The 19,803-nt window shown below is 40.7% G+C and carries 18 protein-coding genes; 8 read left to right on the top strand and 10 right to left on the bottom strand.

From position 1 onward, the window contains the following. Positions 1 to 5: 5 nt before the first annotated feature. Complete coding sequence (locus G1O98_RS06620) at positions 6 to 512, bottom strand: hypothetical protein (RefSeq protein ID WP_163927846.1); 507 nt, start codon at positions 510 to 512, stop codon at positions 6 to 8. 261 nt (positions 513 to 773) lie between these two features. After that, positions 774 to 1,409 carry a dTMP kinase gene (gene tmk, locus G1O98_RS06625; protein ID WP_163927848.1) on the bottom strand — a complete coding sequence of 212 codons (636 nt, stop codon included), beginning with the start codon at positions 1,407 to 1,409 and terminating at the stop codon, positions 774 to 776. A 325-nt stretch (positions 1,410 to 1,734) separates the two neighbouring features. Between tmk and G1O98_RS06630 the strand changes: the two genes are divergently transcribed. From G1O98_RS06630 to G1O98_RS06645, 4 genes are all read left to right on the top strand, one after another. Further along, positions 1,735 to 3,303 carry a GMC oxidoreductase gene (locus G1O98_RS06630; RefSeq protein WP_163927850.1) on the top strand — a complete coding sequence of 523 codons (1,569 nt, stop codon included), beginning with the start codon at positions 1,735 to 1,737 and terminating at the stop codon, positions 3,301 to 3,303. A 166-nt stretch (positions 3,304 to 3,469) separates the two neighbouring features. Further along, positions 3,470 to 6,283 (top strand): ATP-binding protein, encoded by a 2,814-nt coding sequence (locus G1O98_RS06635; RefSeq protein ID WP_163927852.1) that lies wholly within the window; start codon positions 3,470 to 3,472, stop codon positions 6,281 to 6,283. Positions 6,284 to 6,375: 92 nt separating this feature from the next. Next, entirely contained in the window at positions 6,376 to 8,220 is a 1,845-nt protein-coding gene (locus tag G1O98_RS06640) for an ABC transporter substrate-binding protein (RefSeq protein ID WP_163927854.1), read from the top strand. A 95-nt stretch (positions 8,221 to 8,315) separates the two neighbouring features. Continuing rightward, positions 8,316 to 10,406, top strand: coding sequence for a hydantoinase/oxoprolinase family protein (locus G1O98_RS06645; protein WP_163927856.1), 2,091 nt, complete (start codon positions 8,316 to 8,318; stop codon positions 10,404 to 10,406). A 5-nt stretch (positions 10,407 to 10,411) separates the two neighbouring features. Here G1O98_RS06645 and G1O98_RS06650 read toward each other — a convergent pair whose 3' ends face one another. Continuing rightward, a complete protein-coding gene (locus G1O98_RS06650; protein ID WP_163927859.1) occupies positions 10,412 to 10,894 on the bottom strand; it encodes a GNAT family N-acetyltransferase in 483 nt (160 codons plus the stop codon). A gap of 54 nt (positions 10,895 to 10,948) precedes the next feature. On the opposite strand from G1O98_RS06650, the gene G1O98_RS06655 reads away from it, so the two are divergent. After that, on the top strand, positions 10,949 to 12,514 hold the full coding sequence (locus G1O98_RS06655; protein WP_163927860.1) for a hydantoinase B/oxoprolinase family protein: 1,566 nt from the start codon (positions 10,949 to 10,951) through the stop codon (positions 12,512 to 12,514). 97 nt (positions 12,515 to 12,611) lie between these two features. On the opposite strand, the gene G1O98_RS06660 is transcribed toward G1O98_RS06655, so the two are convergent. After that, complete coding sequence (locus tag G1O98_RS06660; RefSeq protein ID WP_163927862.1) at positions 12,612 to 12,827, bottom strand: hypothetical protein; 216 nt, start codon at positions 12,825 to 12,827, stop codon at positions 12,612 to 12,614. Positions 12,828 to 12,980: 153 nt separating this feature from the next. Between G1O98_RS06660 and G1O98_RS06665 the strand changes: the two genes are divergently transcribed. Beyond that, on the top strand, positions 12,981 to 14,564 hold the full coding sequence (locus G1O98_RS06665; protein WP_345940532.1) for a PLP-dependent aminotransferase family protein: 1,584 nt from the start codon (positions 12,981 to 12,983) through the stop codon (positions 14,562 to 14,564). A 343-nt stretch (positions 14,565 to 14,907) separates the two neighbouring features. Beyond that, on the top strand, positions 14,908 to 15,903 hold the full coding sequence (locus tag G1O98_RS06670) for a folate-binding protein YgfZ (protein WP_163927866.1): 996 nt from the start codon (positions 14,908 to 14,910) through the stop codon (positions 15,901 to 15,903). A gap of 5 nt (positions 15,904 to 15,908) precedes the next feature. Here the strand turns inward: G1O98_RS06670 and G1O98_RS06675 are convergent, their stop codons facing one another. From G1O98_RS06675 to G1O98_RS06685, 3 genes are all read right to left on the bottom strand, one after another. After that, entirely contained in the window at positions 15,909 to 16,856 is a 948-nt protein-coding gene (locus tag G1O98_RS06675; RefSeq protein ID WP_163927868.1) for a DUF5331 domain-containing protein, read from the bottom strand. Between the two features lie 49 nt (positions 16,857 to 16,905). After that, complete coding sequence (locus tag G1O98_RS06680) at positions 16,906 to 17,238, bottom strand: (2Fe-2S) ferredoxin domain-containing protein (RefSeq protein WP_163927870.1); 333 nt, start codon at positions 17,236 to 17,238, stop codon at positions 16,906 to 16,908. 149 nt (positions 17,239 to 17,387) lie between these two features. Beyond that, complete coding sequence (locus G1O98_RS06685; protein WP_163927872.1) at positions 17,388 to 18,362, bottom strand: cysteine synthase A; 975 nt, start codon at positions 18,360 to 18,362, stop codon at positions 17,388 to 17,390. Between the two features lie 250 nt (positions 18,363 to 18,612). Between G1O98_RS06685 and G1O98_RS06690 the strand changes: the two genes are divergently transcribed. Continuing rightward, positions 18,613 to 18,768 (top strand): DUF433 domain-containing protein, encoded by a 156-nt coding sequence (locus G1O98_RS06690; RefSeq protein WP_243458370.1) that lies wholly within the window; start codon positions 18,613 to 18,615, stop codon positions 18,766 to 18,768. 5 nt (positions 18,769 to 18,773) lie between these two features. On the opposite strand, the gene G1O98_RS06695 is transcribed toward G1O98_RS06690, so the two are convergent. The 3 genes from G1O98_RS06695 to G1O98_RS06705 form a co-directional block, all read right to left on the bottom strand. Beyond that, positions 18,774 to 19,007, bottom strand: a complete 234-nt coding sequence (locus tag G1O98_RS06695) for a DUF433 domain-containing protein (RefSeq protein WP_163927874.1) — start codon at positions 19,005 to 19,007, stop codon at positions 18,774 to 18,776. 120 nt (positions 19,008 to 19,127) lie between these two features. Continuing rightward, positions 19,128 to 19,526 (bottom strand): type II toxin-antitoxin system VapC family toxin, encoded by a 399-nt coding sequence (locus tag G1O98_RS06700; protein ID WP_163927876.1) that lies wholly within the window; start codon positions 19,524 to 19,526, stop codon positions 19,128 to 19,130. After that, positions 19,523 to 19,795: a hypothetical protein gene (locus G1O98_RS06705; protein WP_163927878.1), complete on the bottom strand. Its 273-nt coding sequence runs from the start codon at positions 19,793 to 19,795 to the stop codon at positions 19,523 to 19,525. Before G1O98_RS06705 ends, G1O98_RS06700 begins: the two co-directional genes overlap by 4 nt. Positions 19,796 to 19,803: the final 8 nt, after the last annotated feature.

The following is a 19,803-nucleotide window of genomic DNA, read 5'->3' on the forward strand; positions in this document are numbered from 1 at the left end:
GATTTTTACGGACAACTAAAATCTTTTTCGATGATATTTTGTCCCTCAGACCACTTAATGTTTGGATCTCTTGTATCTTTAATAAAAGTCTGTTGACCACCGCCAGGATAGCATTGAGTGGGGGTTTGAGGGGCAACAATGCCTTGATAAACTGTCGTTCCTGCCGGCAAAGTAACTGGTTGAATCATAGTCGCTTTATTGCCCCATGATTGATTGAGAGCTAAATTCCTAATTACTTCTACATTTGTTTCGTATTTATCAGTTGTTAAATACCTACCATATCTATTCTCGCTGCTACTATAGTAACGATAAAAAGTCTTAGGCTCCTCTAGTTTGACTTCTTCACATTTAGAATTTAGGAAGGTAACGGCAATGTCAGATGGCAAAGGACATGAAGAACTAACTTCTTGGGCAAGGACTCGTGGTGAATTGAATACAGTCCGTGGGAATGAACTAACTGAAAAACTGAGAATGCTTAAACCAATACCTATGGAAACAGACTTAAATTTCATACAAACTCTTCCTCCCAAGGTTTTATTGAAATATATAAAAAATGGCAAATTAAGCTTTGTTTCAGTGTAGTGGGTTTGTTAGACCCCTAAAGATAACGATGCCTGCGGCTGTCTGCGCCAACGCTTTTGTGAGCAATGCAATGGTCTTAAATTCAGGTGTGGAATCGGAAAATGCCACGTCTTTTATATTCTCAGGCTTAAAGCAAGGATGCAAGGACAGTTAAGACAGTTAAGTAAACACTTCAAAATTTGAGACGATACCTATGGCAACCCCTTCAAGTGTACACATAGAATTCCTTGAATTACTTGTTGCACAGCTTCTTTACTCAAGCTGCCATCTACCCGCACAATTCTTGAAGGATAAGATGCTGCTAACTCTGCGTATCCTTGCTGAACGCGTCGATGAAAAGCGATTGTTTCTTGTTCAATGCGGTCTAATCCGGCTCCATCTCCCCGTTTGCGGGCTAGTCCAACTTCGACATCGATATCTAGCCAAATAGTTAAGTCACTCTCTAGGCCAGCAGTGGCAATATAGTTAAGCTGATTGATTAAACTCATATTCAAACCGCGACCATATCCTTGGTAGGCAATGGTAGAGTCAGTGTAGCGATCGCATAAAATATATTTCCCTGCTGCGAGATTTGGTTTAAGTTCTTGTTCCACGTGTTGCGATCGGTCAGCAGCATACAATAAAAGTTCTGTCACTTCTGCAACTGGTTTATCCTCTGCCTTCTCTAGTAGTAAGCGGCGAAGATGTAAGCCTAACTCTGTTCCCCCTGGTTCACGAGTTACCACCACAGAAACACCCAAACTTTCCAACCACTGAGAACAAAGCTGCATTTGGCTGGTTTTGCCGCAGCCTTCCACCCCTTCAAATACAATTAATTTGCCACCCATGCTTTTTAAAGTTCGCTGCAATAAACTTGTTCGCTGACGTTTGATCAAGAATAGCGTGAAGTGTTACAGGCGGGTGAGACGCTTACCCCACAATTCACCAGTCTCTAAATACACAAAAACAAGTTTTTGGCAATTTGGCAGATCAACTATTTTTGATACTGATATTTTTGGGATTGTGCAACGAATGTAACAGAAGTTGCCATAACCAGGTGGTCGAGATTTTTAAGTTACTTCTGTAATTCCTTAAAGACATCAATTACAGCTAGTTATTTCAACTGGTATGTCAAAGTGTCGGTGCATAATTAATTCGTACAGGAAATCAAGTATGTCAGGCGTAATTAAACGTCGTCAATTTATTCGAGCAACACTGGCAGCAACTGCAAGCATAGGCGTGTCTAAAATTGCTTCTGCAACCTATCGTGGTGAAGAATGTGTAGAAGCGCTAGTGATTGGTAGTGGTTTTGGTGGAGCAGTTGCAGCATTGCGCCTTGGGGAAGCTGGAATTAAAACCATAGTATTGGAGCGAGGACGACGATGGCCAATCACCGCCGCAGGTAATACTTTCTCCACATATCAGAATCCAGATGGTCGGTCTACTTGGTTAAGTCCGAAAACAGTTATATTCAACCAAGTTCCAATTGATATTTATACTGGTGTCCTCGATGTTAAGGTAGGCGATGGCATTATTGCTTATCGTGGAGCAGGGGTGGGAGGCGGTTCGCTAGTTTACAATGCTGTCAGTTATCAGCCAACTAAAGAACTTTTTTATCAAGTTTTTCCACGCAGCATCAAATATGAGGAACTGGATAAAGTTTACTATCCAAAGGTGCGTTCCATCCTCAAACCATCTCCCATACCGGATGATATTCTAAAAACCGACTACTATTTAGCCAGCCGTATTTTATTAGAGCAAGCAGCCAAAGCTGGTTTAAAAGCCCGCAAACTTGATGTCGCTGTTGATTGGGATATCGTTCGCCAAGAAATTGCGGCTAAGAAGGTTCCTTCGGCGATCGCAGGTCAAGTTTCCTACGGTCTTAATAGTGGTGCCAAAAATAGCTTAGATCGGAATTATCTGAGCAGGGCAGAAGCTACTAAAAAGGTGGAAATCCGACCCCTACACGTAGTCAACACGATCGAAGAATACCATGCTGGGCGTTACCGTGTTACCTGCAATCAAATCGATGAGCGGGGAGTTGTGCTGGCTAAAAAATCCTTTATCTGTCGTTATCTGTTTTTAGCAGCCGGCTCCATTGGCACTACTGAATTGCTTTTACGTGCCAAGCACAATGGGACATTGAGCCGCCTGAACAATCAAGTCGGAAAATTGTGGGGAACTAACGGTGATGCGGTGAGTGCGATCGTTACCTCTGGTCAAACTAATGCCACACTGGGCGGGCCAGCATCGGTAGTAATTGAAGACTTGGACAATCCCATCGCTCCATTAGTCATCGAGCAACTTCCTTTTCCGATAGTTCCACAAGGTGTGTTAGCTCGTCTAAGCCTCGCAATCACTAAGCCAGAGGGCTATCTGACTTACAATACTTCTACGCAATCAGCTAATCTGTTCTGGCCGAAAGACTCAGCCAATAATCAGAAAATTACCCAAGCTAATCAGTATACTTACCAAAGGCTAAATCAAGCTAATGGTACTACTTTTGGCGCACCGCTTGACTTTAGCGCGACAGCGCATCCTCTTGGTGGTGCAACTATGGGTGCTGTATGCAACACTTATGGTAAAGTCCACGGCTATTCTAATTTATTTGTTGTTGATGGTTCTCTGATTCCTGGTTCAACTGCCTGCACTAATCCATCGCTAACCATCGCGGCTTTAGCGGAGCGGTGCATGGATCGCTTTCTCAATAAGAAGCTTCCTGAAAGCATGGAGTGGGAATAAAGATAGGTTACTCTAAGCTAGACCTGGAACATCAAATTATGGTGTAAAGAAATGCTGGTGTTGTGAATATGTTATGATTTCGAGCAAAAAGTCTTTGTTCACAACATTTAGAAGATGGGAACTCTAGCTAATAAGTTTAATTACAGTATCCCACCCAACACAGCCAATGATGTCCCATCCTGCTCATCCCACTTTGGGCCAATCTTCTTACCCTGGCTTGACTAGAAGCTTAAGTGCTGTTGAAAGTTGGGGCTTCGGTTTAACAGCTCATATTTCCTGGACAGCATTGGTTCCAGCAATTCATGCTGCTCTCGGCCCCCAAGCTATTTTTGTCTGGATACCTGCGGTGATTTTCGGAATGCTGCTCAACTACCAGGTAAAACGCTTGGGTATGCATTTTATAAATGTGGCTGGAGGAACGCCTAACTATGCTACTAAGTTGCTGCAAAACTATCCAGGAATAGCTTGCTATGCAGCAATTGGATACCTCCTCAACTGGGTTTCCTATCTGTCAGTTAATACCATCGTCCTCAAAGATTTGATTAAGGTAAATTTGGAGGCGCTGGGTATTGCCTGTCCAGAAATACTTTTAGATATTGGCTTTACACTGTTGCCGTTTATAGTCGCGTTTAGTGGGACTCGTGCCCTAAGTATTTTACATTTATTTTTTGTAATTCCGGCCTTTGGATTGCTAATTATCTTCTGTGTACAGGGTCTTGGCTGGTTAGCTTTCTCTGGTGATAGTCCTGGCTTTTTTCCTAGCAATTGGTCATCTCTGGGTTTTGTCGATTGGGCAAAGTGGTTCTTTTTCGTCACTTATGCCACCTACAGTTGTGAAACGGCTTCTTCTTTTGTCGCCGATAGCCGCCAACCCACCCAGACGCTACGCTTTCTAGATGTTGCAGCATGGATGATGCCACCAATCTTTTTGGGGGGATCTTGGGTAATAATGCGGTTAGCAACCAATCCAAGCCTCAAAGACAATGCTTTTATGAATCTTGTGGCGGCTTCCCAACCTTTCTGGGGAAAATCAGCAGCTATAAGTGTTTCCTTTTTGCTAGTAGCTGCTTGTCTTTTAGGTTCGGCAACGGTTGTTTCTAATTGTCCTCGGATTTTGTATCAGTTGGCTTTAGACAAACACATCTCACCTGTATTTTCCGTTGTTTCACGTCGGGGTGTGTTTGCGCCAGCACTAACATTAACACTGGTGTTGTGCCTGATTTATTTGATTTGGGGAGATGTCGCGCGAATCGTAGCCGTTGGTAATGTTGGCTGGTTTGTCTCCTTTATGTTATTGCATTTGGGGCTTTGGCTGCGGCGCGATCGCTCGGAAGTTTTTTTCCCTCGCATATCTCTGGTGATTCTGCTGTTAGAAGTTGTGGTGCTAGTGGTGGGCGGACTTGCCTGGGGTTGGCTCAACTTGCTAATTGGGCTATTATTTCCCATTGGGGTTATGGGAATAGATGCAGTTATTCGCCGGGTGAAATTCCCTCCATTTCATCCCAGTTGGTGGATGCGGCGATATCGCACACGCTCTCAGGTGATTATTAAGGACTCGGTAGTTCTCCAGGTGATCATCCTGATTTTTTTACTATGCAGCGCAGTGGCTGTTGGCTGGTTGTTTGGTGAAAAACTTAATAAAGCGACAAGTGCGGGGGGTGAAAACCTATTTGTGGTGCTGCTGATGACGGTGGCATTTGTGGGAGTAGCGATCGCTTGTTGGACAAGTTTACCGCAAGTGGTTGCGATCGCAGAAGCCCGTGAAGCTGCCGAACACCTATTTACTGTTGCCCAAGATGGTATTTTAGTTGTGGACGATCGAGGTATTATCCAGCAGGCGAATCCAGCCACTGAATCTTTCTTTGGTGTCAACCCATCTGAGTTAGAGGGAAATCACCTCAACAAATGGCTAACTGCATTAGTCTACTATCCAGACGAATGGACAAAACGCAGCGAACAAACCTTACTCCGCAATGGCAAAAACAAAATCCTAGAAGTTTCCATCTCAGACAGGCCGCATCAGGATTTTCAAGAGTATGTCGTCATTCTCCACGACATTACCCAGCGCAAACAAGCAGAGCAAATATTGCGATATTCAGAAGCACAATTACGCCAAGAGGCAAATCATTTAGCATCTCAACTCGTGCATAGTGAAAAAATGTCCAGTTTGGGGCAGTTGGTAGCAGGTGTAGCGCATGAAATCAACAACCCAATCAATTTTATTTATGGCAATGTCAGCTATGCCAATCAATATATCCAAGATTTATTGAGACTACTGCAATTATATCAGCAAAACTATCCTAATCCAGTAACGGAAATTCAAAAAGAAACAGAAGCCATCGACCTAGATTTCTTGATGGCAGACTTGCCAAAGTTGTTAACTTCTATGACCGTTGGTGCCCAAAGAATCACAGAAATTGTCCTATCTCTGCGAAACTTTTCTCGGTTAAATGAAACAGAGATGAAAGCTGTGAATATTCATGAGGGTATAGATAATACATTGCTCATTCTCGAACATCGACTTAATGCTAAATCTAACTCTCTAAAAATTGACATTATCAAAGAATATGGTGATCTGCCATTAGTAGAGTGTTATGCTGGACAACTGAATCAGGTATTTATGAATATTATAGCAAATGCGATCGATGCTTTAGAAGAAGCAGTAGAGAATGGTGAGTGGGGAGTAAATAAAGCAGCACTATCTACACCCCAAATTAAAATTCATACTCAACTCACTAATGAAAATCAGGTAGTTATTAGCATTGCTGATAATGGTACAGGCATTCCAGAAAACATCCAAAAACACTTATTTGAACCATTCTTTACCACTAAACCAGTTGGCAAAGGCACAGGATTAGGCTTATCTATTAGTTACCAGATTATCACCCAAAAACATCTGGGACAATTACAATGTACTTCTACTCCTGGACAGGGTACAGAATTTGTAGTTGTAATTCCGCTAAATCAGCAAGCTACCTAATTGTCAACATAAATAGAAATTAGTTCGACACCCATCGGATCATCTAAGTTAGGAATTAGACTATCATTTTGAAAAAAGGGTGATAGATAATTATGGTGTGTTCAAACTGTCAACAGGTTATACAACAGCTAAATATTAATATTGACCTTTTCTTTCAGAAATTAGAGACAGCTTCAAACAAAAGACAAATCAGTGAACTTGACAAGGAAATCATTTGTCAATCTCTATTGGGACATTCTCGACAAGATATAGCTAAAATCTTCAATTTATCTGACCAACAAATTAGAGACAGACTGAGTAATAATATTTATCCCAGAATAGCAGAACTAATGCAAATTGACCAAGAGCAGATAGCTGGTAAGTGGGTTAAGCTTCTTAATTTATTACTTCATCCCAATAACGGATATAAATTGCAGACTGCTCCTCAATTAAACAATGATAACTTTCAAGGTAGTTTTGGCAGACAAATTTTTCTTTCTCCCCCAAATCAAGATATTGTTGAGTTACAGATTCAAGGTAATAAATTTTATCAACAAGGACTTTATTATCAAGCATTAAAGTGCCTCATTTGGGCTTGGAAAAAAGAAAAAGAAGTTTATGGTCAAGGTAATCCAGAAGTCCTGATTTATATCAATAACTGTTTAATCGAATACAAGCAATCTTTTTTACAAGAGAAAAAAATTAATATTTATACTTTGGCTGTAGTTGTGCCATTTTATCATAATCAAGGTCATGTTGCGGCTGAAATTTTACGAGGAATCGCTCAAATTCAACTCCAAGTAAATCTTCAAAGCTTTGAGAGAATTTCGCTAGAAAAGGATATAGATTTAGATGAAATAAAACCAGAAAAATTTTTTACTCTAAATAATACAGATAATTGGATAGCTTTGAGGATTTTAATTGTCAATGATCCTAATAATTTATATGCGCCATATAGCCAAACAGCAGAGAATTTAGCAAATTTAGCGCCACAATTAAACTTAATTTCTATCATTGGTCACTATTCAAGTGAAATGACTAAAAAGGCACTACAGTTATATTCTCAAAATGGACTAATTTTAGTAAATTCTAGTAGTACCTCTAATGAACTTTCTCATTTATCTGGAGGTGAAAGTTTATCCTTTTTTAGACTGACTACTCAAGATAGCATAAATGCCACACAATTAGCCCATTATTTGACAGAAATATTATCTGGTAAAACTCATCAAAAAGTAGCTATTATCTATAACAAAAATAGTAGCTATAGCACTTCATACAGAAATACTATTAAGAAATCTCTAGAGCAATATAGTGAACAACTTACTTTCTTAAAAGAATGCAGTTATATCAGCGAAAACTATTATCAGATTCAAGCTTATCTAGAAGATATTAAACAGAATGATGTTGATATTATTATCATAATCCCTGATGGAGGAATTGAACCTAATTCTCTTGATAATGCTGGATTGATTAGTAGATTAAAAATCAATAACTGTTTAATAGCTGGTTCAGCAACTTTTTACCATGAAAATGTTCTTCATTGGATTCATGAGCAAAGTCAGTATAATTTGGTGAATCAAAATGAGTGTCAAACAATAGCTTGTGTTCCTTGGCATTGGCAAAGTGAGACAAATGGGTGCAATAGCAAAAATCAACTAGGGCAAAAATTTTGTCAATTAGGCACTCAATTATGGGGAGAAGAAAACTTAACATGGCGTAGTGCAACAGCTTTCGATTCAGTATTAATCATTCTGAGAATGTTAGAGCAATTTCATATTATAGATAGCCAATCTTTATTGATACAGATGAACAAATATTTCAAAGAAGACAAAAAACAAGTGAAAGGAGTTACAGGAATTATCCAATTTGAAAAAAATGGCGATCGCATCAATCCTCCAGCAGAAATAGTAGCTGTAAAATGGAATAAAAAACAGCATAAATGGCAGTGGACAATCTAAGATTCTACATCTGTAGAAAAATATTCCACACCTGAAGTAGAAAGACTTTATAACCTATTGTTATGCTTCCTGTATAGCGTTGAGTAAACATAATTATGTTAAAGGTTTTTGCCGATCGCGGTGGTACATTCACAGATATTGTTGCCGTTACTAATAATCAGGCAATTATAGACAGACTATCAAGGTATCCTGAACGTTTTTTAATTGTTTCCCTACCTAAAGGCCAATGGATTATAGTTTATAAACTTCTTTCAGAAAATCCCGAACAATATCAAGATGCAGCCATCCAAGGTATACGGGATATTATGGGTATTTCCAGCAACGAACCCATTCCTACTGAAGCGATAGAAGTGGTAAAAATGGGGACAACAGTAGCAACAAATGCACTTTTAGAACGGAAAGGAGACAGAGTTGTTCTTCTCATTACCAAAGGGTTTAAAGATGCACTGCGTATTGCCTACCAAAACCGTCCTAACATCTTTGCTCGTCATATCGTTTTACCAACCATGCTTTATGAGCAGGTGATTGAGATTAACGAACGTTATGATGCTCATGGAAATGAATTAATCTCGATAAATATTGAACAAGCCAAAAACGAATTACAAGTAGTTTACAACACAGGAATTCAGAGTTGTGCTATTGTTTTTATGCACAGCGATCGCTATCCTGAACACGAACAACAAATCGCCCAAATCGCGCAAGAAATCGGCTTTACACAAATATCTGTATCTCATCAAGTTAGTCCGTTAATGAAATTAGTCAGCCGAGGAGATACAACAGTAGTCGATGCTTATTTAACTCCGATTCTACGTCGCTATGTCAACCAGATAGCGAGTCAGTTACCTGGAGTAAAATTGATGTTTATGAAATCTGACGGCGGTTTAGTTGCAGCCGAACAATTTCAAGGCAAAGATAGTATTTTGAGTGGCCCGGCTGGTGGTATTGTCGGTGCAGTACAAAGTAGTAAAAGAGCAGGTTTTGAGTTAGTTATTACCTTTGACATGGGAGGGACAAGTACAGATGTCGCCCACTTTAAAGGAGAGTATGAACGACAACTAGATTCAGAAATTGCTGGGGCGCGGATGCGAGTTCCCGTATTAGCAATTAATACCATTGCGGCTGGAGGCGGTTCAATTCTCTATTTTGATGGTTCTAGTTATCGTGTCGGCCCTCAATCTGCTGGTTCAAATCCAGGCCCTGCTTGTTACCGACGCGGCGGGCCATTAACGGTTACTGATGCTAATGTGATGTTAGGCAAAATCCACCCACAATATTTTCCCTCGGTTTTTGGAATTGATGGGAATTTACCTTTAGATAAAGATACTGTCATTCAGCAATTTACCCAATTAGCCCAAAATATTCAAAGCGCGACATTAAATCATTGTACTCCCGAACAGGTAGCGGCTGGATTTATTGCGATCGCAGTAGAAAATATGGCAAACGCAATTAAAAAAATCAGTCTACAACGAGGTTATGATGTCACCCAATATGTGCTTTGTTGTTTTGGCGGCGCAGGCGGGCAAGTTGCTTGTTTAATTGCCGATACCTTGGGAATGAAAAAGATATTTCTTCACCCTTATGCTGGTGTTCTCTCCGCCTATGGAATGGGATTAGCAGATGTCAGAGCGATTAGAGAAGGAGGAGTAGAACAGCCTTTAACTCAAACATTAATTCCTAAATTACACCAGTTAATGCAATATTTAGAAACTCAAGCTAACAATGAAATAAATGAAGCTAATGTTCAAACAGAAATCGTCCGAAAAGTTAACTTAAAATATGAAGGAACTAATTCTACTTTAAGCGTTAACTTTGCCGATGATGTGGTATTGATGCGGCAAAAATTTGAGAATGAACATAAATCACGTTATGGTTTCATTCAATTAGAGAAAACTTTAATTGTTGAATCCGTCTCAGTAGAAGTAATTCAGAAAATGGATACTCCTGAAGAATCCTTAATTACTCGTACACGTTCTCTATTTGAAGCCCCCGAAGCAGTTGAGATAGTAAGGATGTTTACTGCTGATAAATGGCATGATACGCCTGTTTACCGACGAGAAGATTTACAACCAGAAGATAGTATTAATGGGCCTGCGATTATCGTAGAAAAAATTAGCACAATTGTAGTGGAACCTAATTGGCAAGCAATATTAACTGAATATAATCATCTAATTTTACAGCGCCTATAAACTGCTTATACAGCAAGTATTTGTGGTGTCCAGGTTAAAAAACAGCGATTACTTTTCTGCTCCGTAACTTTTGCACCTAGCCTATCATAAAAACTAAGTCCGCGATTGTTGCGAACATCAGCATTCCAAGCAAGATGGGTACAGTCATTGTCCTTTGCAACTTGAGCTAAATAACTCATTAACGCGGCTCCTGCTCCCTGACTTCTCATATCTTCGTCCACATACAAATCATCAAGCCAGATACTCGGTTGCCCTACAAAAGATGAGTATCTGAATCCATATAAAGCAAACCCAACCACACGCTCTGAGGTTTCTGCAAATAAAATGTAAGAGAAAGGTACTGTTCCAAAAATTGTTTTACGTATTTTCTCCTCAGTCACTTGAAGTACACCAGAGTAAGCACCAATGTTTCTATCAAACTCAGACTTTTTTTGGATAAAGGAAAAAATTAGTAATACGTCATCAGGTGTAGCAGGATGAATCTTCATTAAACTACTTTAATCACTTTAGTAGATAATCTTAGTAAATAATAGGAGTCAAATATGTACACAACAACTAAACCCGATCCCATCCGTTTAGAAATATTCAAGAATCTCTATCAATTTATCGCCGAACAAATGGGGATTGTTTTACAAAACACAGCAACATCTGTAAATATCAAAGAAAGGCTAGATTTTTCCTGTGCTATTTTTGACTCATCGGGATTATTAGTGGCAAATGCCCCCCATATTCCTGTACATTTAGGTTCTATGAGTGAAAGTGTCCGAAGTTTAATTAACGATAAAGGCGGCACCCTAAAACCAGGAAATGTCTATCTATCTAATAACCCCTATAACGGCGGAACCCACCTTCCTGATGTCACTGCAATTACTCCTGTTTTTCTAGAGAATTGTGAAAATACTTCATTCGCCACTCCCCTATTTTTTGTTGCTTCTCGTGGGCATCAAGCAGATATCGGTGGAATTACCCCCGGTTCAATGCCTCCTCACAGCACCACAGTAGAAGAAGAAGGAATTCTTTTTGATAATTTTCTGTTGGTTGAAGATGGCAGTTTCCGAGAAGCCGCAGTAAGACAGCATCTTTCAAATCATATTTATCCTGCTCGTAACCCTGACCAAAATATTGCTGATTTTAAGGCACAAATTGCTGCAAATGAACGAGGAGGACAAGAACTTTATAAAATGGTTTTACAATATGGAATTGAAACTGTTCAAGCTTATATGAAGTTTGTGCAAGCTAATGCTGAAGAATCAGTCAGAAAGGCTATCAACCTTCTCAAAGATGGCTCATTTAGTTATGAGATGGATAATGGGGCAACAATTAAAGTAAAAGTGACAATTCATCAAGAAAGCCGTAGTGCTACTATTGATTTTACTGGAACTTCTGAGCAACTAAATAGTAATTTCAATGCTCCGAAAGCTGTAACTCAAGCAGCAGTGTTGTATGTCTTTCGGACTCTGGTTGATGATAATATTCCTCTGAATGCCGGGTGTCTTAACCCTCTAGAAATTATTATCCCAGTCGGCTGTATGCTGAATCCAACCTATCCAGCAGCAGTGGTAGCGGGTAATGTAGAAACTTCTCAAACAATTGTTGATGCTTTATATGGCGCTTTGGGTGTGATGGCTGCTTCTCAAGGAACGATGAATAATTTTACTTTTGGTAATGAGCAATATCAATATTATGAAACTATTTGCGGCGGCTCTGGAGCAGGAATTGATTTTGATGGAACTGATGGGGTTCATTCTCACATGACTAACTCTCGCTTGACCGATCCAGAAGTTTTAGAAACCCGCTATCCTGTTCTTTTAGAAAGCTTTAGCCTCCGTCCTGATAGCGGTGGTAAAGGAAAATATTCAGGTGGTAATGGAGTTGTCCGCCACATCCGTTTTTTAGAACCCATGACAGCTAATATTCTTTCTGGACATCGAGTTATTCCTCCTTTTGGATTAAATGGTGGACAAGCCGGAATTGTTGGACGCAACTGGATACAACGTCAAAATGGAATTGAAGAAAATTTAGACAGTACAGCAACAGTAGAGATGAAACCTGGAGATGTTTTTGTGATAGAAACTCCTGGGGGAGGCGGCTTTGGTAAAGTCTCCTAGTAGTCTGTCCCATTAATTTTGAGGGATAAGAGAACGAACCGCAAAGGACGCAAAGGACGCAAAGGACGCAAAGTATAAGATTGATTGGCAAAAGATTTTATCTGTAATAACATTTATCAATCCAAATTCGCATTTCTTCTTCAGAACCAAAACAGGCAGAGCGTCCTGTCATCGGATCGTAGGCGTGCCAAGAAGAAATATGACCACGCCAGTCTGATTCGTGCCACACTTGGAGGTCAGATCCACTAGCCATCCAAATGACAAAATGTTGCCAATATTTTTGTAAATTTAACAAAACATTAAATTTATTCATAGTGAAAGCACCTAATAAACAGTGAACTATTACTTTTACTTTCACGTAATACTTTTCAACTGAGAAGGTACAGTTTTGGACAATTTGATCTAGTACAGTTAAGGCGCATTACAACTGGTATAGTAAAAAAAACCTCAACTGTACTAGGTAAAGTTGGTAAAAATAGTTTATATTGCCAGTATTGATGATTATTTAGTCATTGACGAGTGCGCCAAAATGAACATTTTATTAGAACGGCAATCATCTAAACCGATTTATTTACAGATACACAATCGCATCAGTCATCTGATTAAATCTGGCGCACTCAAAAGTGGCGATCGCCTCCCTTCTATTCGCTCTCTGGCAGAAAGTTTACAAGTTAATAAACTCACGGTTATTGAAGCATATAACGTTTTAGAAGCAGATGGGATTGTTTCTGCTCGTCAAGGTTCAGGATATTTTGTCAGTAGCATTCCTCTTAAAAGCACTAACCTAGAATCTAAATTTGCTCCAGCCCAAAATGTCATAATTACAAAACCAGGAAAGTGTTCTTTTTATGATATGTACACTCCACTGGTGCAAGCACAAACACAGCCAGGAATAATTAATTTTGGCTACGGTTATCCTCGTCCACCAAAAGATATTAACCTCATTGCCAGACGAGCATTAAGACAAGACGATGCTGAGATTTTCTTTCCCCATGAGATGCCTCAAGGACAACTAACTCTGTGCAAACAAATTGCTCAGATGTTAGTACATCAAGGATTAGAGGTTTTTCCAGAAGATTTAATTATTACTAATGGCTCTCAGCAAGGGTTGTCATTAGCGATGAATTATTATGTACAACCTGGTGATTGGGTGATTGTGGAAGCTCCCACTTATTATGGTGCAATTTCTATCTTAGAAAACTTAGGAGCCAAGATTATTGGTATTCCCATGACTGCGGAGGGAATGAATTTAGATTTATTAGAGCAATATCTCCGCAGCCACCGCCCGAAATTAATTTATACAATTAGTACTTTTCACAATCCAACAGGATTGACGACAACACAAAATCATCGTCAACAATTACTAGCATTAGCAGAAAAATATGAGTGCCATATTTTGGAAGATAATGCTTATGAAGGAATAAATTTTGATGCTGTGCCAGCACCTATTAAAGCTTTAGATAAAAATAATTTGGTCACTTATTTAAGCACCTTTTCTAAAACTTTAATGCCTGGTTTACGAGTGGGCTATATGGTAGTTACAGGTAAGCATTATCAAGCAATTATTGAGCGGAAGTTGCTCCATGACTTGCACACATCCAGTATTTCGCAAACAATAGTTAGCGAATATCTCGCTTCAGGACATTACCGCCGTCACCTCAGCCGACTTCGCACAGATAATCTGCAAAGTCGTAATATAATGCTGCAAGCTTTAGAGCGTTATTTCCCTGAAGAAATCCGGTGGACAGTTCCCACGGGAGGATTATTTCTCTGGGTACAGTTACCAGATGATATTCCGATTGGGACAATTCGTAACGAAGCTTTTGCAGAAAATGTCTACCTGGCGTGCGGTTCGGCATTTTTCCCCGATAAACAGGGTTATCCGGCGATGCGTCTAACTTTTTGTCTCTCGCCAGAGGAAATTGAACAAGGTATTTCGATTGTGGGTAAGTTGCTGAAAAAGTATATTTCTAGAGGATGCGTAGATACAGAGCAGCTTGTTGTCAAACACCGTATATCTAATTATCAACCTCTTGTTTACAGTTCATAGGTTACGCATGGATAATTCTTGTCTATTCTGGAGCAGCATTCAATACGGTTCGGTTAAAGGGGAAAGGGGAAAGGGACTCATGTTTTGAATACATCCTTTCCTCTTTAACCCTTAACCTTTACCCAGACCACAAGAAAAGTAAAAAATGCTTATCCGAACTGTATTGGAGCAGCATCAATTAACTTCGGCAACAGATGAATAAATGCCTGAAGACGTACTTTCCGTAATTTAAGCGATCGCTATCAGCATAATTCCTTTCATCCCTTCGCCATTGAAGCCGGAAACGCTTATTTGTTAAGATTTCCAGTGCGACAACATTAAAACAGGGCAACTTATCATCACCATGCCAACATCTACAATTGACGATAAAGACGCAGCAGCAATCCAAGCCGCCAGAGTTGGGGTTGCAATATGCGATCGCACCGCCTGGGGACGGATCAAAGTATCTGGCGACGATCGCCTCAATTTCTTACACAACCAAAGTACTAACAATTTCCAAATACTCAAGCCAGGACAAGGTTGTGATACGGTTTTCGTCACTTCTACAGCGAGAACAATTGATTTAGCAACCGCCTACGTTAGAGAAGATGCGGTAATCCTGCTAGTTTCACCTAACCGCCGCCAATATCTCATGGAATGGCTGGATAAATATATTTTCTATGCCGACAAGGTGGAATTATCTGATATCACAGAATACACCAACACCTTTAGCCTCATTGGCCCAGGAAGCGACGCTGTTTTAGAAAAATTGGGTATTGGCGAACTCATTGGGCAACCTTACGGTAATCACCAAGTATACACGATCGCTCCGGCTGAGGGAGTACGGATTGCTGTGGGTAGTGGGTTAGCGGCTCCCGGATACACCTTAACTTTCCCTTATACTGACAAAGTAACGGTATGGAACAAATTGTTAGAAGCTGGGGCGGTAGAGATGAGCGATCGCGCCTGGGATGCTTTGCGAATCTTACAAGGCCGCCCCGCCCCAGATGCTGAACTCACAGATGATTACAATCCTCTGGAAGTTGGTTTGTGGCAAACAATTTCTTTTACTAAAGGTTGCTATATTGGGCAAGAAACCATTGCTCGGTTAAATACATATAAAGGTGTAAAACAACACCTTTTGGGTATCCGCCTCAGTGCCCCTGCGTCAGTTGGAAGTGCGATCGCAGTGGGAGACGAAAAGGTCGGCAAACTTACCAGTTACACAGAAACGGCTGATGGTTATTTTGGACTAGGTTATATTCGCACCAAAGCTGGTGGCGTAGGCTTAAAAGTTAAAGTGGGAGAAACTGAGGGTGAAGTCATAGAAATCCCCTTTGTTTCTCACGAGTACCCATAAGTAATTCAAGTCAAAATATCTTCTTCTTTATTTCTAGCGCCGTAACAAAATTCATCTACCCAAGAAGCTAAACTACGGGCATTAGTGGTTGGTAAATTCACTTTGCTTTTAACATTTTGTGGTTGAATATTCGCTTGTTTGCCGTTACTTTTAACCTCAGTAGTAATTGCTAGCGATCGCACTGGTTTACCATTACTGTTAATCTCAGTGGTAATTGCCAGCAATGCCCCTACAGGGATTCGGACAGATGGCGCGTTGCTTTTAACCTCAGTAGCTAATGCTACGGATGGCATAGTTTTGGCTTTGCTGTTAACCTCACTGGTCATTCCTGAAGGGAGGCGTTCAAGGGGTGATGTCTGACGAGAAGTTGCAAAGTCGCTACGTAGTGGTTGATATTCGCTTAGGAAACCAGAATTTGGCATTTTAACCGGAGTATCTGGAGCGATTTTAGTAGCAAATGCAACAGCTAACTCAGGTTTGCGTGTGCGAACTACCTCAGCAGTAGCCGTAAAGGATGGCACAAGTGCATCAGTCCGTGACAAGTTGGAGTCTAGAGTCTTGGCAAGAGAACTAGGCACAATTTTGCTGGCAGTTACAGCCGATGACAGATGTTTATCCTCAAAATGCTTCTCATCTGGCGACTCGCTTTCAACTTGGCTTGTAGTCAGAGAATGCTCTGATTTTATTAAACGTAACTCTTCATCAGGATTAAAGTTAAGACCTAAAGCGGCAACTATTTTATCTGGATCGTTATTCAGATCCAGCATAAAAGCAAGTATTTCATCAAACTGGGGTTCTAAAACAGACAGTGTTGCCAAAATAAAACCGGACAAAGGACGGCGCAGACCATCGTAAGTGCCCCAAATTCGCATTTTGACTAGCCAGGTAATATTTTGCTCGTAGTAAATCAGCCAGTTTTGTTTTAAGGATTGACGCAGCTGTTGGATATTCATTGGATGCCTCGCTTCAGTCAACAAGATTACAGACCCTGATATTGAAAATTTAGCTTTCTTTCTGGGGATGAAACCGATAATAGAGCATCTGTTTGACTCTTTGACCACCTAGCAAATGATTTTCTATCAGTAGAGATACTTCATGGGGTTTAACGCCGCTATACCAGACCATATCGGGTAATACTAGCACCATTGGCCCATTGCCACATTGCCCCAAACAGCTGCTAGCCGTTATCGTTACATCAGGAATCGGCAAAGCTGTAAAAGCTGCAAAAACCTTGGCTGCACCTTGCTTTTTGCAGGTGCGATTTTGACAAACCCGCACACATTTAGAAGAAGAGGGTTGGTCTATTGTCGGGAAGTTTGATGGTTGAGTTGTCATTTGTCCTTTGTCCTACCCTACGGGAAGCCGCTGGCGCGTCTATGTCATTAGTCATTCGTCCTTTGTCAGTTGTCCTTTGCTAATGACCAATAACTAATGACCAATGACCAATGACCAATGACTAATGACCAATGACTAATGACTAATGACTAATCTATTGAAAGTCCTTTTGAAGCTAGCCATTCAGGGTTGAATATCCGCGACTGATACCGGGAACCACTATCACACAAGATGGTGACAATGGTATGTCCTGGCCCCAACTGCTTCGCTAGAGCAACAGCTGCGCCAACATTAATCCCCGTTGAGCCGCCCATTAACAGCCCATCTTTCCTCAGCAGTTGGTAAACTACTCGTAAAGCTTCTTTGTCATCAATTTGGATGGCATCATCAGCAGGTGCGCCTTCCATATTGGCTGTGACACGACCATTTCCGATACCTTCGGTGATGGAATTTCCTTCTATATTGATTTCGCCGGTTTTGATATAGCTATAAAGTGCGCTACCCAGTGGATCGGCAACAACGCATTTAACTGCTGGATTTTTTTCTTTTAAGTACAATGCTACACCAGCATAAGTACCGCCAGTACCAGTTGAAGCTGTCCATGCATCTATTTTACCATCTGTCTGTTTCCAAATTTCCGGCCCTGTGGTTTCGTAGTGGGCGTGGCGATTGGCTAGGTTATCAAACTGATTCGCCCAAATAGCATTTTCCAACTCAGCAGCGACTCTGCCAGATAGCTTGACGTAGTTATTTGGGTCTTTGTAGGGTACGGCAGGAACGCGACGGACTTCTGCGCCTAATGCGATCAGTGCGTCTATTTTTTCTTGTGATTGGGTATCGGGAATAATAATTAGGCATTTGTAGCCTTTGGCGTTGCAAATATGCGCCAGTCCAATGCCAGTATTACCAGCAGTTCCTTCTACAACTGTGCCACCAGGTTTGAGTAAACCTTTTTTTTCTGCATCTTCGATGATGTAAAGTGCGGCGCGGTCTTTGACGGAACCGCCAGGATTGAGAAATTCAGCTTTTGCAAGGATTTCACACCCTGTTTCTTCACTGAAGCTGTTTAAGCGAATCAGGGGTGTGTTGCCAACAGCGCCGACGAAGCCATTTTTAATATCCATTTTGACTATACCTGTGTGAGTATCTATAAAAATTTTGGCTTATAGCGATCGCATTTCCCCACTCGGCAATCCAATAATAATCATAGTTACCTAAGCGATCGCATCTGGCAGTGTGATATTTAGGGATTGCATAAACTGATTATATTGTCAGCAATTAATTTAAGATTAACGCGATCGCATTTATCCACTGAGCAACCCAACAAAAATCATACTGTGCAACAATAGCTGTAGCTTAGTCGGAGTAAAAACTATGGACTGGCAACAGTACATTCATTCAGATCCTAAAATTCTGCTGGGTAAACCGACTGTCAAAGGAACTCGTTTATCTGTAGAGTTCTTATTGGGTTTGTTTGCTGCGGGATGGACAAAACAACAAGTGCTAGAAACTATCCGACTCTTAGCTTAGAGGCATTAAGAGCGGTATTTGTTTTTACAGCAGAGTGATTCGAGAAACGCTGTTGCCTGTACGCGGCTCACAGTGGGAAAATCTTCTAGAAAGTCGTCAAGGCGTTCGCGAAGCGTATGCGAAGCACTCTCGCCTGCTTTGAGATAATCAATCAATGTTTGTACTGGTACGCGAGTTCCATAGAAAACGGGTGTACCAGAAAGAATTTCAGGAGAACTCTGTATTAGTTGAGGTTCCATATCGCATCTGGCAGTGTGATATTTAAGGATTTCATTAAGCTGGTTATATTGCCAGCAACTAATTTAAGATTAACGCGATCGCATTTTGTCTCTGAGCAATCCAACAATAATCATAGTTGTTTACCGCCATACCTGAGCCAGCATCAGATCAAAATGAAAGTCATACGTCAACACTGGTAGCTTCATTTCTTCTGACAAAACTGCAGTGACAGCATCGCAGACGGTAATCCGTTGATCTGGAAAACTTGCAGCTTTTTCAACTGCTGCCATATATTGTTCCTGTGAAGGATTGACGAAATGAACTGCTCCTATACATTGTCTAGCAAAGCTAATCGCTTGTTCAGTTCCGAGACGATATAGCAAAAGATTATATGTTTCCAGGTAAACAGGAAAGGGAACTAGGATTATTAAATTTTCTGTATTTATACGTTGTAGTTCGGCTTGGGAGCGCTCATGATATTGGTCGTCTATATCTACAGCAGCATATAAAGGCCCAGTGTCAGCAATTACGGCTCTCAAGGTGTGTTTGGTGGCAATGACTGCAAAAACGCTTGTTCAGCTAGAATTTTATCGTGATTTACTGACGTATCTTTAAATCCGCTTCCCTTGGGTGCAGGAGTAAGGCGTAAACCTTGCTTTTGTGGAGGTAAATAACCACGTTGGCTGAGGAATTCTTCGAGGGCATTTTCTACGATAGCGTTAGCAGGTAAAGAAACTTCTTGATCGCCGATGTAAGCACTGAGAGCATTAGCGATCGCATCTGGCAGTATGATATTTAGGGATTGCATAAACTGGT

The organism is Nostoc sp. UIC 10630, from assembly GCF_010747425.1.
GTDB lineage: Bacteria > Cyanobacteriota > Cyanobacteriia > Cyanobacteriales > Nostocaceae > Nostoc.

Coding starts and splice junctions, on each gene's coding strand:
- G1O98_RS06675 (WP_163927868.1), bottom strand. CDS start 16,856: ATGAATATCCAACAGCTGCGTCAATCCTTAAAACAAAACTGGCTGATT.
- G1O98_RS06630 (WP_163927850.1), top strand. CDS start 1,735: ATGTCAGGCGTAATTAAACGTCGTCAATTTATTCGAGCAACACTGGCA.
- G1O98_RS06640 (WP_163927854.1), top strand. CDS start 6,376: ATGGTGTGTTCAAACTGTCAACAGGTTATACAACAGCTAAATATTAAT.
- G1O98_RS06620 (WP_163927846.1), bottom strand. CDS start 512: ATGAAATTTAAGTCTGTTTCCATAGGTATTGGTTTAAGCATTCTCAGT.
- tmk (WP_163927848.1), bottom strand. CDS start 1,409: ATGGGTGGCAAATTAATTGTATTTGAAGGGGTGGAAGGCTGCGGCAAA.
- G1O98_RS06635 (WP_163927852.1), top strand. CDS start 3,470: ATGATGTCCCATCCTGCTCATCCCACTTTGGGCCAATCTTCTTACCCT.
- G1O98_RS06645 (WP_163927856.1), top strand. CDS start 8,316: ATGTTAAAGGTTTTTGCCGATCGCGGTGGTACATTCACAGATATTGTT.
- G1O98_RS06685 (WP_163927872.1), bottom strand. CDS start 18,362: ATGGATATTAAAAATGGCTTCGTCGGCGCTGTTGGCAACACACCCCTG.
- G1O98_RS06650 (WP_163927859.1), bottom strand. CDS start 10,894: ATGAAGATTCATCCTGCTACACCTGATGACGTATTACTAATTTTTTCC.
- G1O98_RS06655 (WP_163927860.1), top strand. CDS start 10,949: ATGTACACAACAACTAAACCCGATCCCATCCGTTTAGAAATATTCAAG.
- G1O98_RS06660 (WP_163927862.1), bottom strand. CDS start 12,827: ATGAATAAATTTAATGTTTTGTTAAATTTACAAAAATATTGGCAACAT.
- G1O98_RS06670 (WP_163927866.1), top strand. CDS start 14,908: ATGCCAACATCTACAATTGACGATAAAGACGCAGCAGCAATCCAAGCC.
- G1O98_RS06680 (WP_163927870.1), bottom strand. CDS start 17,238: ATGACAACTCAACCATCAAACTTCCCGACAATAGACCAACCCTCTTCT.
- G1O98_RS06695 (WP_163927874.1), bottom strand. CDS start 19,007: ATGGAACCTCAACTAATACAGAGTTCTCCTGAAATTCTTTCTGGTACA.
- G1O98_RS06690 (WP_243458370.1), top strand. CDS start 18,613: ATGGACTGGCAACAGTACATTCATTCAGATCCTAAAATTCTGCTGGGT.
- G1O98_RS06705 (WP_163927878.1), bottom strand. CDS start 19,795: ATGCAATCCCTAAATATCATACTGCCAGATGCGATCGCTAATGCTCTC.